Here is a 14,703-nt window from a genome sequence, read left to right as displayed (position 1 = left end):
GCACTGATAATAATAAGGAGTGTTGCATGAGCAATAAAAAAAACCACGCTCGTACTTTATTAAGCATCGCAGTATTGGGAGGGCTGATGGCGGGCGTCCCTTCGGTACAGGCGGGTGGTTTATCCACGCCTACTTATGGTGCTCCAGGGTGGGGGCGGGCATTTGGCGGCGGTTCGCTGTTCAAGAACGACCCCAGTTCGGCCTTCAACAACCCTGCGGCCATGGCCTTTGTCGATAAGACCATTTCACAGTTCACCGTGGACTATGCACGGATCAGCATCAAAATGAAGGGGCAGTCCAAGGATTACAACGGCGACCCCTTGACCAGGACGCCTATTGCTCCGGATGGCAGCATCTTGTTTGACGACGCCAGTGTCGTGAACGGTGAGGGTGGCCAAGGCGGTTTTACCGCATGGGTGCCCACGGGTTTTCTGGTGATGCCTATCGGTGATCGTTTCGCGTTCGGTCTGAGCCAAGTGGTGCCACAAGGTGCGCGTACAACGTGGGATAACGATTCGAAATACCGTGACTTTGCCGTGGACACAAAAATCGAGACCGTGGGCCTGACGGGGTCTCTATCGTTCAAGGTCAATGACGAATTTTCCATCGGCGCGGGCGCTATCGTTCAGCGCAGTCAGGGGTTTGTCAGCCAGAACATCGATTTGTTTGCCGCCGCCTCAAACTCACCGGGTATCGGCAAGGATCGTCCAACGGGGGGTGTAGCACTTCCTGCCGGGATCGGCGATTCGTTGATCCGCGTAAAAGTCGACAACGTCTCTGTAGGCTGGTTTACCGGGGTGGTCTGGCAGCCGACCGAGCGTGACTCCCTTGGTTTGAACTATCACGCCAAGATCAAGAACAAGATGAAGGGCAACTACAACATCTATACGGATTCAGTCACCCAGGCATTGTTGACAGAGCCTAGCCCGCTAAACCCAGACGGAGGGACGATATTGGGTGCCGCTTACCCAGGGCTGAATCTGTGCCCCAACGGTGCCAAGGCTTCGACCCAACTGGACATCCCTGCAACCGCCGCGTTTGACTGGGTCCACCAGTTTGATGATCGGCTGACAGTGGGTGCCAGCGTGATGTGGACTCAATGGTCATCCTTTCAGGACCTGACGCTGAAGTCTGAGGGCTACACCATCGTTTCCATCCCATACAAGTACAAGGATGTCTGGATGTACTCCTTGGGTGGCGACTACAAACTTACCGACCAGTGGACAGTACGTGCCGGTGTGGCTTTCGATCAGACCCCGACCCGCAACTCTACACGTGACCCGCGGATTCCTGATGGCGACCGTGTCTTCACCTCGTTGGGCGCGGGTTACGTCGTCAAGCAGATCCCAGGGCTTTCGCTGGATGCCGCTTACTCCCACCAATTCGTGGAAAAGGTCAAACTCAAGACCCAAAACGTTGATCGGCTGGGTGGGGGGAGTCTGGATTCCGAGGCCAAGGCTCATGGGGATGTGGTCAGCCTTTCCGCCACTTACGCGTTCTAAAACGCAGCACTACAACCCACACGCTTGAACGGCGGTGGTGCCAGGAACAAGGCTTTTACAAAAAGCCGAAAACCTATCACCGCCTGTAAAAGCATGATCGGATTCACTGTCTCAATTCACCCTTTTTGCCTGAGCCATGCGGCTCTGTTTTGTTTGGCTCAGGCATTAAATAAAAATTTCAAATATATTTTTAAATAACCACCTATTGTTTAGTCAGTGAACAGGCGCACGGCCTGTATCCGGGCAGATGTTCAAAGTGAGGTGCGGTATGGTTTTCTGGTTCTTGGTCGGTATGGCGTGCGTAACGGCGTTGGCGTATCGGCAGTCGGCGGCTGTTGTCTGGGCGGCTTGGAGCCTGATTTGGCTGACAGCCAGTTACTTGTTGAGTGGCATCGGTGTGTTGGGCTTGTGCCTGTGGGCAGTGGCGTTGCTGGTGCCCAGCGTAATCCTCAGTATCAAATCCCTGCGACGGTGGTTGATAAGCAGCCGTGCTCTGGCGATGTTCCGGCAAATCATGCCGGCGATGTCCGACACCGAACGCGCTGCCATTGAGTCCGGCACCGTGTGGTGGGACGCCGAACTGTTCAGCGGCAAGCCGAACTGGGAGCGCCTGCTGCAAGCGGCACCGGCCAGCCTCAGTGCGGAGGAACAAGCCTTTCTCGACAACGAAGTGGAAACCCTCTGTGACATCGCCAACGACTGGGAAACCACCCAGGTCTGGCAGGACATGTCGCCCGAAGGCTGGCAGTACACCAAGGATGCCGGTTTCCTCGGCATGATCATTCCCAAGCGGTACGGCGGCAAAGGGTTCTCCCACTACGCGCATTCGCAAGTGGTGATGAAGCTGTCGACGCGCTGCTCGGCGGCGGCAATTTCGGTGATGGTGCCCAACTCCCTGGGCCCGGCCGAGCTGCTGTTGCATTACGGCACGGATGCCCAGCGCAACCACTACTTGCCGCGACTGGCGCGGGGTGAAGACATTCCGTGTTTTGCCCTGACCAGCCCGTATGCCGGCTCCGATGCCGGGGCGATCCCGGACCTGGGCATCGTTTGCAAAGGCACCCACGAAGGTGAGGAAGTGCTGGGGTTCCGGGTGACCTGGGACAAGCGCTACATCACCCTCGGCCCGATTGCCACAGTGCTCGGCCTTGCGTTCCGTGCCGAAGACCCAGACGGTTTGCTCGGCCCGGCCGGCTCGCTGGGGATTACCTGCGCGTTGATTCCTACTTCCCATCCGGGTGTGAACAGTGGTCGTCGTCACTGGCCACTCAACGCGGTGTTCCAGAACGGCCCCACCACCGGCAAGGATGTATTTATCCCACTGGAATGGGTGATCGGCGGCCGCGAGCAAGTCGGCAATGGCTGGCGCATGCTGATGGAGTGCCTGGCCGCGGGGCGGGCTATTTCGCTGCCGTCGGCCAACGTCGGCCTGGGCAAAGTCGCGGTGCGCGGTACCACCGCCTATGCCGCGATGCGCAAGCAGTTTGGCCTGCCCATCGGCAAGTTCGAAGGCGTGCAGGCGCCGCTGGCACGCATGGCCGGGCATCTGTACGCCTGCGATGCGGTGCGCAAGGTGTCGGTCGCGTCCCTGGACGCAGGTGAGAAACCGTCGGTGATTTCGGCAATCGCCAAGTACCACGTCACCGAGCGAGCGCGGATCATCGTCAATGACGGCATGGACATCGTCGCCGGCAAGGGCATTTGCATGGGCCCCAATAACTTCCTGGCCCGTGCCTACCAGCAAAGCCCCATCGCCATCACGGTGGAGGGTGCCAACATCATGACCCGCTGCCTGATCATCTTTGGCCAGGGCCTGATCCGTTGCCATCCCTATGTGTTCCGCGAGATGGAAGCGGCGCGCAACCCCGACCGGCGCAAGGCGCTGGAAGAGTTCGACAGCGCCATGTTCGGTCATATCAGCTTTGTGCTGGCCAATACCGTGCGTGCAACGGTGCATTCGCTGACCGGTGGACGGCTGATTTCCGCGCCGGCCAAGACCGACCCCGCGCTGGCGTCCTACTACCGTCAGGCCAATCGTCTGTCGGTGGTGTTGGCGCTGATCTCGGATGTTTCCATGGGCGTGCTGGGCGGTGCCCTCAAGCGCAAGGAAAGTATCACCGGGCGCCTGGGGGACATTCTTTCGCAGTTGTACATCTTGTCCTGCGTGCTCAAGCGCTTTGAGGATGATGGCCGTCCCCAGGCGGACCTGCCGCTGGTGCATTGGTCAGCACAGGACGCGTTGCTGCGGGCGCATGAAGCACTGGCCGAGGTGTTGGAGAACTATCCGTCGAAAGCCGCCGCGGCAGTGGTGCGCGGCTTGAGTTTCCCGTTTGGTATTCCTCTGCGCAAACCCTCAGACCGGCTGTTGGCCCAAGTGGCCGATGTGGTGCAGACGCCAGGGGAAACCCGCGACCGGTTGCTGGCCAATTCCTACGTCCCACGGCCAGAAATCGACAAGTTGGCCTACGGCGAATTGGGCTTCCGGTTATTGCCGCAGGTGGAGTTGATCGACGCACGACTCAAACCGGCGATCAAGCAAGGCCTGATCGACGCGCTGCCGATTTCCACCACGGCGTTTACCGCCTGGCGCGTCAAGGCGCGGGCGCTGGACTTGATCAGCGAAGACGAGGACAGCCTGCTGGCGCGCTATGTGGAATACGCCGACCACGGTATCCAGGTCGACGACTTCCCGCAGGACTTCGGTTTGCTGGAGGCGTTGCAGCAGCGCAAGCAGGCGCTGGAACCGCCTGCAAAGCGCAAGGCCAGCCAGGGTGAAAACGCCTCGGTCAACTAGGCAAAACGCGGTCAATGTGGGAGCGGGCTTGCTCGCGAATGCGGTGGATCAGTCGCTTGATTCACTGCTGACCCACCGCATTCGCGAGCAAGCCCGCTCCCACAGGGATTGGGTCTACAGGTCAATACAGTGTGTGAGTGTCTCTATGAGTGACAGCTACCTAACGTTCGTCAATTCCCCTTGGGGTCGCCGCCTGGCCGGGGCCATCGGCTTGCCCCAACCCTTGCCGTTGCAACGCCATCGCAGCGGCCAGCAGGGCCTCGCCAACCCGGTGATTCTGGCCGGGGCAGGGCGCCTGGTCGGCGAAGTGCAGCGTATTTTCGGCGACACTGACACGGTCACCGCCACGGCGGCCACCCTCAAGGCACCGTCCACGGTCAAGGTGCAAGGCGCCGTATTCGACGCCAGCGCCGTGGCCGACCTACAGCAGTTGGATGAGCTGTACGTGTTCTTCCACGCCAACGCCAAGCGCCTCGGCCAGCACGCCCGCGTGGTGGTACTCGGCACCGCGCCGGAGCACTGCCAGGACTTGCCCCAGGCCGTTGCCCAGCGTGCGCTTGAAGGCTTGGTGCGCTCGCTGGCCAAGGAGCTGCGCCGGGCGATTACCGTGCAACTGATCTATGTCGCGCCGGGAGCGGAAGAGGCGCTGGACAGCAGCCTGCGCTTCTTCCTGTCGCGCCGCTCGGCCTATGTGTCGGGGCAGGTGGTGCGCCTGGAAAAACCGGTGGATGGCCAGGTCGCGGTCAACTGGGACAAACCCTTTGCCGGTCGGCGGGCACTGGTCACCGGCGCCTCCCGTGGTATCGGCCTGGCGATTGCCCAGGTGCTGGCGCGCGACGGTGCGCATGTGGTCTGCGTGGATGTGCCCCAGGCACAACAACACCTTGAACAAGCGGCCCAAAGTGTCGGTGGTTCGGCGCTGCCGCTGGACATCACCGCCGCAGACGCCGTTTCACAGCTGTTAGCCCATACCCGCCAGTACGGCGCCTTCGATGTGGTGGTGCACAACGCCGGGATCACCCGCGACAAAACCATCGCCAAGATGACCGAAGCGGCCTGGCGCAGTGTGCTGGCGGTCAACCTGGAAGCGCCGTTGCAACTGAGCGAGGCCTTGCTGGCAAACCAAGGCCTGAACCCCGGTGGGCGCATCGTGTGTGTGTCGTCGATTTCCGGTATCGCCGGCAACCTGGGGCAGAGCAACTACGCCACCTCCAAGGCCGGGGTGATTGGCCTGGTGCAAGGCCTGGCGCCGCAAGCAGCCGCGCAGCAGGTGACGGTGAACGCGGTGGCCCCGGGGTTTATCGAGACCCAGATGACGGCAAAGATCCCGCTGATGATTCGCGAGGCGGGGCGGCGCATGAATTCATTGTCCCAGGGTGGCCAGCCGATTGATGTGGCCGAGACCATTGCCTGGCTGGCGCACCCGGCGTCCGGCGGGGTCAATGGCCAAACCGTACGCGTCTGCGGGCAAAGCCTGCTGGGAGCCTGAGCCATGGACTACGTGACACAGGTCATCGACCCACCACCTTCACGCACCCAGCTATTGATGGATGGCGTGCGCGCCTTGCGCAAACCCAAGCTCGACGGCGCACCGGTTTTACCCAGGGAACGCCTGGTGCGCTCGGCCGTGGAGTTGTCCGCCGCTGGAATCGCCGCCTATGGCCGTGCCTGCGGTTTTCGCCGCGAGCAGGGCGTGCCATTGTCTTATCCGCATGTATTGGCGTTCCCGTTGCACTTGATGCTGCTGACCCGCCCGAGCTTTCCGTACCCGGCCAGCGGCATGGTGCACTTGGCCAATCGTATCCGTCTGCACCAGCGCCTGCAGGAAGGCCAGGCCCTGCGCCTGGAAGTGTATTGCGAACGCTGGGTCGCCCATCCCAAGGGGCAGGCGCTGAGCATCGCCACCCGTGCCTACGGTGCCGACACCCTGGTGTGGGAAAGCGACAGTGTGTACCTGCGCCGCGACGTGAAAGACCCGGTTGGCGAACCGTGGGACGGCGCATTGCCGTTGCAGGAAAACGGTCTGCTGCGCACCCAGCGTTGGGTGTTGCCCGCGGACCTGGGGCGACGGTTTGCCAAGGTCTCGGGAGACTTCAACCCCATCCATACCTCAGTGATCGGCGCGAAGCTCTTTGGCTTTCGGCGCGCCATCGCCCACGGCATGTGGACCTTGGGCCGTGCGCTCGCCGCCCAGCAACCGCCGGGAGGGCTGGACCAGGCCCAAGCCCATTGCGACTTCAAGCTGCCAATCTTCCTGCCCGGCCAGGTCGCCCTGTGGAACCACCCCGCAAGCGGCCCACGCCGTGAATTCGAAGTGCGCAATGTTGCCGGTGACACACCGCACATGCGCGGGCTCTTTGTCTGGAACGAGAACCGTCGATGACTGATTACAGCTTCAACCCGGCCCCGGTTCGCCGCGTGGCGATTATCGGCGGCAACCGCATCCCGTTTGCTCGCTCCAACACCGTGTATGCCCATGACAGCAACCAGGATTTGCTGGTGGCCGCGCTGCAAGGCCTGGTGGACCGCTACAACCTGCATGGCCAGCGATTGGGTGAGTTCGCCGCCGGGGCGGTGATCAAGCATTCGCGCGATTTCAACCTGGCGCGTGAATCACTGTTGTCGACCACCTTGTCCCCGGACACCCCGGCCTATGATGTGCAGCAAGCGTGCGGCACCGGCCTGGAAGCGGCGCTGTTGGTGGCGAACAAGATCGCCCTGGGCCAGATCGAGGTGGGTATTGCCGGCGGTTCCGACACCACGTCCGACGCGCCCATTGGCATCAATGAAGCCCTGCGCCACACCTTGCTTGCAGCCAATCGCGCCAAGAGTTTGGGCGACAAGCTCAAGGCGTTGCTCAAGGTGCGCCCGTCGATGTTTTTCAAGCCACTGCTACCACGTAATGGCGAGCCGCGCACCGGCTTGTCCATGGGCGAGCACTGCGAAGAAATGGCCAAGCGTTGGCAGATCAAGCGCCTGGCCCAAGATGAACTGACCCTCGCCAGTCACCAACGCTTGGATGCGGCGTACACGCGCGGTTTTTTCGATGACTTGATCAGCCCCCATCGCGGCCTGGCCCGGGACAACAACCTGCGTGCCGACGCCAGCCTGGAAAAGCTCGCCGGCTTGTCTCCCGCCTACGATCGACAGAACGGCACTCTCACCGCTGGCAACTCCACGCCGCTGACCGATGGCGCCTCGGTGGTGCTGTTGGCCAGTGAAGAATGGGCGGCCGCCAACGGCTGGCCAGTGCTGGCTTACCTGCGCACCGGCGAGACAGCAGCGGTGAATTTTGTCGACGGCACCGAGGGCCTGTTGATGGCTCCGGCCTACGCCGTGTCGCGCATGCTCAAGCGCGAAGGGCTGAGCTTCGAGGATTTTGATTTCTTCGAGATCCACGAAGCCTTCGCCGCCCAGGTGCTGTGCACGCTCAAGGCCTGGGAAGACGCCGACTACTGCCGTGAACGCCTGGGCTTGGACGCGCCGTTGGGGCCCATCGACCGCGCAAAGATGAATGTCAACGGTGGTTCTTTGGGCTGCGGCCACCCATTTGCCGCGACCGGTGGCCGGCAATTAGCGGCACTGGCCAAAATGATCCACGCACACGGCGGCGGACGGGGCCTGATTTCCATCTGCGCGGCGGGCGGGCTGGGCATTACCGCCATCGTCGAAAAGTAGCTCTATCAAAAACAACAACAAGGAGACTGCCATGAACGCTGTAAGCCTGGAACACACCGAACGGATCTGGTTGGACGCTTACCTGCCCGGCGTACCGGCGGACATCGATGCCGCTATCGCGGACTACCCCTCGCTGCGTGAGGTGTTCCTGGAGCACCTGGAAAAATTCCGTGAGCGGGTGGCCTACGTCAGCATCGGCACCGAAATGACCTACGCCGATTGGCAGGTGCAAGGCATCGCGTTTGCCGCCTGGCTGCAGGGGCAGGGCGTGCAGAAGGGCGATCGCGTGGCGCTGATGATGCCCAACTGCTTGCAGTACCCCATCTGCCTGTTGGGCACGATCCTGGCGGGGGCGGTGGTGGTCAACGTCAACCCGCTGTACACCGCCCATGAGCTCAAGCATTTGCTCAAGGACAGCGGCGCGGAAACCGTGGTGATCTTCGAAAACTTCGCCCATACCCTGGAAAAGGTCGTGGCGGGCAGCAGCGTCAAGCGCGTGGTGGTGGCGGCGATTGGCGATTTGCTTGGCACGTTCAAAGGTGCGGCGATGAACTTCATCCTGCGCACGGTGCAAAAACAGGTGCCGGCGTTCAAGCTGCGCGGCTCGATACGCTTCAACCAGGTGCTGAAACAGGGGCGCGGGCTCAACCACTTCCCGGTGGACATGCAACTGGATGACCTGGCCTTTTTGCAATACACCGGCGGTACGACCGGAGACGCCAAAGGCGTGATGCTCAGCCACCGCAACATCATCGCCAACCTGCTGCAAGCCAAGGCCTGGGTCGGCGACCAGTTGGATCAGGACAAGCAAGAAACCAACGTTACCTTGCTGCCGCTGTACCACATCTTCTCCCTGACGGTGAACTGCTTGATGTTCATGTGTCTGGGCGGGCGCAACATCCTGATCGCCAACCCTCGGGACGTGAAACGGGTGCAAATGATCTTGCGCAAGGAGCGCTTCAACGGAATTGCCGGGGTCAACACACTGTTCAATGGTTTGCTGGAGAACAAAGAGTTCTGCGCGCGGGACTTCTCCGATTTGCGCATGGTGATCGCAGGCGGCATGGCCACCCATACGTCGGTGGCCAAACGCTGGAAGGAAGTCACCGGGTTGCCGATCATCGAAGGCTACGGCCTGACTGAATGCTCACCGGTAGTGAGCATCAGCCCGATCAACATTGCGCGCATGCGCGAGATGGAATTCACCGGCAGCATCGGCGTGCCACTGCCCTCGACCTGGGTGCGCTTCATGCGTGAAGACGGCGAGTTGGCCGAAATTGGCGAGCAAGGCGAGCTGCAAGTGCGTGGCCCGCAAGTGATGCAGGGCTACTGGAAGCGCCCGGATGCCACCGCCGAGGTGCTGGATGCCGAGGGGTGGTTGTCCACGGGTGATATCGGGGTGATGGATGCGCGCGGCTATATCCGCCTGGTGGACCGCAAGAAGGACATGATCCTGGTCTCGGGTTTCAACGTGTACCCCAATGAAATCGAAGACGTGGTAGCGATGCATCCGGGCGTGAGCGAAGTGGCGGCAATCGGCGTGGAAGACGCAGTGACCGGCGAGAAGGTCAAGATCATCGTGGTGCGCAAGGACCCGAACCTGACACAGGAGCAGATCATGGCGCATTGCCGGGAGTACCTGACGGGGTACAAGTTGCCCAGGTATGTGGAATTTCGCACGACGGAGTTGCCCAAGACCACCGTGGGCAAGGTGTTGCGAAGAGCCTTGCGCTGACAGACCGCGTCAATGTCCTGTGACATTGACGCGGCGTTGCCCGCCGGCATCAGTCGATATAGAAGAACAACTTATGAGCCATGGCCGGGGGGATTTTGCTTCGCCAGATGGCGATCACCTTGGAACTGTTGTTCCGGTATTGCTCCAATTGTGCCTTGAACCCAATGTTACGTTGGGTGGCGCGTTTCAAATGCCCACTGGTGTAGGCGATTTTTGCTGCCGCCAAGCTGTCGTAGTGGAAGTGGGCATACCACAGCACGTTCCCGGTGCCGCTGTCGCGGATGGCATATTCGCTGAGAAAGTCTTTGGCGATTGTCGGTTCGCGCTCTTTTACCAGCCCGATGTTCACCGCTTTTTTGTGCCACAGATAGTCCACGCTACCCACCGTGGGCGACTGTTTTTTGTAGCCTGTGATGCGGTATTGCTGACCGGCGGCTTTCATTTGCAGTGCTTGGGCTCGCCACTGTGTCGCGGTAAGGGTCGTTTGATCAGAGGGGGCGGTTTGCTCCAGCTCTGATGCCAGCCCCTCTAGTTTTTCTGCTTCTGTCGTCAGCATGAACTCCCAGTCTTTAGGGACCTTTTCGTCCCGCAGGGCTTCGTCACGGTCCATCTGATTGAGTTCGCGCTGTATCGTGCTTTCAATGCTCTCGCGCTTGGCGGCCACATCCTGCGCTGCCCGGGTGATTGCCCTGGCCGAACGAGCCGGCCTGGAGGCAGGCGGTGGCTTTGGGGCGTCTTCGATCTCGACGTAGACACCTTCTTCGGGATGTTCGTGGAATCGCCCGACCACTTCGCCGTTAGAGGGGTCGACAATCTCGATAAGTTGATCGGCTTGCCCTGGCATCGCCCCTCGGAGGTCACCGACCAGGGTGCCGCGGCTGCGTGTCTTGAATGCCCGCTTGGTGGCCGATTTTTGCCGCATGGCCTTGGGCGGAGGCGCGATAATCTTGTCTTCTTCGCTGTCGATGATCAGGGTTTTCAAGTCATTTTCGGCGCTGGTCCGGCCTTGTGTGACCTTGTCCAGAAAGTCTTCCAAGTACTGCTTACGGATGCAGGCCGGGTTCAGCCGCTTAAGGCTCTGGCCGATGTGTTCGGCAGTGGTATAGCGGTCCACGATGGACGCGAGCACATCGATCCGTTCGGTCGTACTGTAGCCTCGGCGGGTGGTCATCTCTATATGCGCAGAAATGGTGGGGCGTAAGCGTATTTGCTCAAACTGGTGGAAGAACAACGCTTCGATACTGTTTTGCGCCAGCGGCACACTGCGATCCAGGCTGAGCTCTTGAACGATATCGATACCCATCAATTTTGTATTGTCTGGCAGGTAGTTTTCCGGGTGTTCCAGCCTTGCAACCAGGTCGTCCCTGAAACTTTTGCCAAAGGCAGAGGCTTGGGCCAGCTCGTCGAGGAATTGCTCTTGGAGGATCGATACGTCGACGATTTGATCGTGGTAGGCACGGGAGGTTTTCAAATCTTCGATTAACGCGTTGTAGTCATCGAACGCTCCCTGTTCGAGTTTTTCGTAAGCGATCACGAAGCGTTGTGTTGCACTCATTCCCCGACTGAACACCCCTGAACCCAGGCCGAAATGCGCCAGTTGAGTTCGCAGCGTGTCTTGCTGATCCCACAGTGCAAAAAGCTGGGCCGCATGCTCACGGTCATTGTTGGTTTGATGGTCGACGGCCTTGATGTCGTTAATCACGCTGATGACTTCCCTGTACGCCTGGGCCGCTTTGGCTGACTTCTCGCGATAGTTGATCAGGCTGATGTTGTAGAACGATCGCTGTTCCTGTGTCTTGCTCAGCGCTAACTGATAAGTGGGGGCTATCCGGGATTTCTGCTCAGTGGTTGCCGCATTCCAGATCGCCCAAGTACGCGTCAGCTTGGTGTTTTCTGCGGTGTATTGGGTTCTTGCGGTATTCAAGGTCGCCAACGCGGTGTTTTCGTCGGTTACGTATTGCGCAAGTGTTTGTTGCGCCTCGGCCTTACGGCTAGCCAGCGCAGCGAGTTTTTCGGCGTTGGCCTTGCGCGCTTCGGCCACGCGGTTCTTTCGTCCACCGCCTGTCAGCTTTAACCCTTCATCGAGTGTCCAGTGCCCTTGGCCGTCGGTTCTGAGTTTGATCCCAGGGCGATCAGGGTGCTCGGGGTGCACCACAAACACCTCGCCAAAACCCGGCACCACACTGACTTGAAACAGTCGTCCCCTCACACTGGCGTGCCAGGTCGAGCCAATACGGTACAAGCCCTTGAGCGGACCGCTCGCCATTGGCGACGGTGGATTATCGGGCCAGTTGACCCGTATCTTGAGCAACTGCTCGAACAGCCGCGCTCGCGAGGCTTCGCGGGCGGTGGACAGGTTGAAGTCGATCAGCGTGCGACCGCTGCCTGGGGGCTCTGAAGGCAGGCCGATAGAACCTTGCCGAACGCGGGTGGGCGTGGCTTGTGGGGTATTTGGGAGGCGGCGCAGGGGGGCAAGTGCCACCGGGCGCTGGCGGTTCTCATTCAGAGGGCGGGTCGTTGTGCCCGTGCCGGAATTGACCCCGACATGCATCAGCACCAGGCCGAGGCTCAATAAAAGGTCGACCCAGGCGAGTTCTCGTGCCTGCGGGTCGCTACCTTCCAGCGCCGGAATATCGCGCACCAGCCCCGAGGCGATTTGCAGCATCCAGCCCACCAGCATGGCGGGGCCCCTCAATAGGGGAAGCAGCAACGTATTGAACAACAGCCCGGCACCTTCCAAGAGGCTGGTCCAGCGGCTTTCGTGGTTGGACACCGCTTGGCGGTCGGCTATCGCAACCAGAGTCCTGGCGTAGCTGCCGAACAGGTACTGCATCAGGTTTCCTCTGCTCAGCGATTGCAACACCTCGGAGTGCGTCCCGCACTTTGCCAGGGTGGCTGGCGCGGGAATCTCGGGGGTATCGAACTCCATGCCGATGCCGATTCGCACGTAATGGGGTTGCTGGAACCCGCCGTTGTCGTACACCGCCCGGGCACCATCCGACAGCCACGTCAGCATGCTCGCCTGCAACGCGCCTGGCAGTGCGATAGCTTCCATCAAGGCGGCGCGCGTGCTGAATTGCATGAGTACCGGTAGGTATTGCGGGCGATAGAGAATCACCGGCCCTGTTACGCAGCTGTGCTCCTCGATCAGGAACATATCGGCCACGTAATCGGGTTCCGCGCCTGGCTTTCTCAAGAACCCCAAGGCGTGAATAACGATGTCTTGGTCGTCCACCCTGCGGTCCGCTGCGGTGCTCTTGACCACCGCGGCCACCCGTCGATAACCCTGCCACGTCATGCCTGACTGTTGCCTCACGGCCAGCTCCAGCGCGGTCATCGGCAAGTGCACGCGCAGTTGTTGGGCAAACAGGTTCTCACGCTCACGGGACTTCTCGCCGTCGTTAAAAAATAGACGCTCAAGCAAAGCCGGGTAGACCGCGCCGATGTCGGCCCGGCTGACCAGGCCCTCGACATAGTCGGGCGTGAGCCACGTAGCGAGTGCCTGGCCATCCCGACTACGCAGGCTCAGGCGCCCGTTGGGTTTTCCCGACAGATTTTTCAATGCCAGGTCTGTCAGCGTCATCCTGACGTGCTCGATATAGCTGCTTCCCATGTCCCCCACGGGCACTGCATAGGTCAGCTCCAGTTCGTCGACGTTGTAGGTGGGCCCGGTGGGGTAATCGGCGGCCATCAACGCCTGCAGCGTTTTGGCCGCGAATGTGCGAAGCCCGTCAATGCCATCCAGGAAACCACGGCCTTGGGTGCGCTGCTTGATGTTGGCTAATTCCACCAGGTGGCGGGAGTACGCACTACGTTCGGCGGGTGAACCTTGCTCAAGCCAGTCGGGTAACGCGGCTTGCAGTTGGGTGATTGGCAGGGTTCCCTCCGCCGGGACATTGAGTAACAGGGGCGCGGGGTCCATGACACGGTCATAGAGCGCCTCCAATGCCTCCACGCCGACCTCTGATGGCAACTGCAGGGCTGCGAGATTTTCGAGTTGCTGATTCAATATCAGCGCCGCTTGGGTATCGAAAATGTTGCCGTCAGGTTCGAAGCGTTTCCACACGATTTGTTCGGTTTGATAGCGATTTTTAATGGCGTTCGACCAGGCTCCACCGAACGCATCGAGGGTCGGGTAGGTACGGATATTGCCTGATACACCGCAAGAAACCACGCATGCGCCTTGTACGAGCAGCAATTCGCTCGCTTGCACGCTGACCCTAAGGTTGCCCTGGATGAGCGTGGTTTCCAGTGTGTACGCGTGAAGGGTTTCACCCGATAGGTTGAGATATTCGCGCTCGCGATTGTCGGGGTAATCAAGCACGCTATTGAGTAGCTGCAGGTGGTCGTCGCTCAGGTCCCGGCTGCGCTGGACGCTGTTGCGCAGTGAGGTGCGCAGCAGGTCGCCCATCCACTGCCAGCGGCTGATACCGGTGTCGCCGTTTTGTTGCCAAAAGTCCGTCAGTGCGCTTTGCAGTTCGATGAATAGAACGACGGGGAGCTCGTTGATCAGAGCGGCGATCACGTGCATGTCGATTTGCGCGTTGCTGAAGGTGATGCGTTTTTGCGGTGTATCGCTATTGCACAGGTAATACTCAGACGAATGCTTGTCCGAGAAGTCTACAGTCATGCCGCTTGCCAGAAACGCTAAGGCAACGTCGATCAAGGGTTTGAGGTTCCACGCACCAGGACGGCTTGGTTCTGCCACGCGCAAGGTCGCGATATCGACTGGCAAGGATGGAAATTTTTCCTGAATACTGTCGTGCAACCGCTGGGATACGACCGAGCGAAGCGTCGGCCGTGCGCTGAATTGAGTATTGACCGCTTGGGCCAGTACCTTGCTCCAGGGGAACGGGGAGGGAATGGTAGCCATAGGTTAAATCCTTCTGAGGGAGGTGTTCAGGCCATGCCTGATTGCGCCCTCAGAAAACCCTATGTTCGTACCATGGGGGCTGTACTGGAGTAGTTCGTCTTGTCGGTGCACTCCAACGCCC

At 60.3% G+C, this 14,703-nt stretch carries 8 protein-coding genes; 6 read left to right on the top strand and 2 right to left on the bottom strand.

Annotated elements, in window-relative coordinates:
- Nucleotides 1–26 precede the first annotated feature (26 nt).
- Nucleotides 27–1,502: an outer membrane protein transport protein gene (locus tag HF257_RS29660; RefSeq protein ID WP_185712136.1), complete on the top strand. Its 1,476-nt coding sequence runs from the start codon at nt 27–29 to the stop codon at nt 1,500–1,502.
- Nucleotides 1,503–1,613: 111 nt separating this feature from the next.
- Here the strand turns inward: HF257_RS29660 and HF257_RS33725 are convergent, their stop codons facing one another.
- The gene (locus tag HF257_RS33725; RefSeq protein ID WP_353744888.1) at nt 1,614–1,664 is read right to left on the bottom strand and encodes a hypothetical protein; all 51 of its coding nucleotides are present in this window, start codon (nt 1,662–1,664) and stop codon (nt 1,614–1,616) included.
- Nucleotides 1,665–1,770: 106 nt separating this feature from the next.
- On the opposite strand from HF257_RS33725, the gene HF257_RS29655 reads away from it, so the two are divergent.
- The 5 genes from HF257_RS29655 to HF257_RS29635 all read left to right on the top strand — a co-directional run bounded on the left by HF257_RS29655 (nt 1,771) and on the right by HF257_RS29635 (nt 9,709).
- Nucleotides 1,771–4,296 carry an acyl-CoA dehydrogenase gene (locus HF257_RS29655; protein ID WP_185705512.1) on the top strand — a complete coding sequence of 842 codons (2,526 nt, stop codon included), beginning with the start codon at nt 1,771–1,773 and terminating at the stop codon, nt 4,294–4,296.
- Nucleotides 4,297–4,441: 145 nt separating this feature from the next.
- Entirely contained in the window at nt 4,442–5,785 is a 1,344-nt protein-coding gene (locus tag HF257_RS29650; protein ID WP_185705513.1) for a 3-oxoacyl-ACP reductase, read from the top strand.
- A gap of 3 nt (nt 5,786–5,788) precedes the next feature.
- Nucleotides 5,789–6,679 (top strand): MaoC/PaaZ C-terminal domain-containing protein, encoded by an 891-nt coding sequence (locus tag HF257_RS29645; RefSeq protein WP_185705514.1) that lies wholly within the window; start codon nt 5,789–5,791, stop codon nt 6,677–6,679.
- A complete protein-coding gene (locus HF257_RS29640; RefSeq protein WP_185705515.1) occupies nt 6,676–7,974 on the top strand; it encodes an acetyl-CoA C-acetyltransferase in 1,299 nt (432 codons plus the stop codon). Before HF257_RS29645 ends, HF257_RS29640 begins: the two co-directional genes overlap by 4 nt.
- 31 nt (nt 7,975–8,005) lie before the next feature.
- Nucleotides 8,006–9,709, top strand: coding sequence for an AMP-binding protein (locus tag HF257_RS29635; RefSeq protein WP_185705516.1), 1,704 nt, complete (start codon nt 8,006–8,008; stop codon nt 9,707–9,709).
- Nucleotides 9,710–9,758: 49 nt separating this feature from the next.
- Here the strand turns inward: HF257_RS29635 and HF257_RS29630 are convergent, their stop codons facing one another.
- The gene (locus HF257_RS29630; protein ID WP_185712135.1) at nt 9,759–14,582 is read right to left on the bottom strand and encodes a dermonecrotic toxin domain-containing protein; all 4,824 of its coding nucleotides are present in this window, start codon (nt 14,580–14,582) and stop codon (nt 9,759–9,761) included.
- Nucleotides 14,583–14,703: the final 121 nt, after the last annotated feature.

Source organism: Pseudomonas cremoris (genome assembly GCF_014230465.1).
This window is presented reverse-complemented; position numbering and strand designations above follow the sequence as displayed.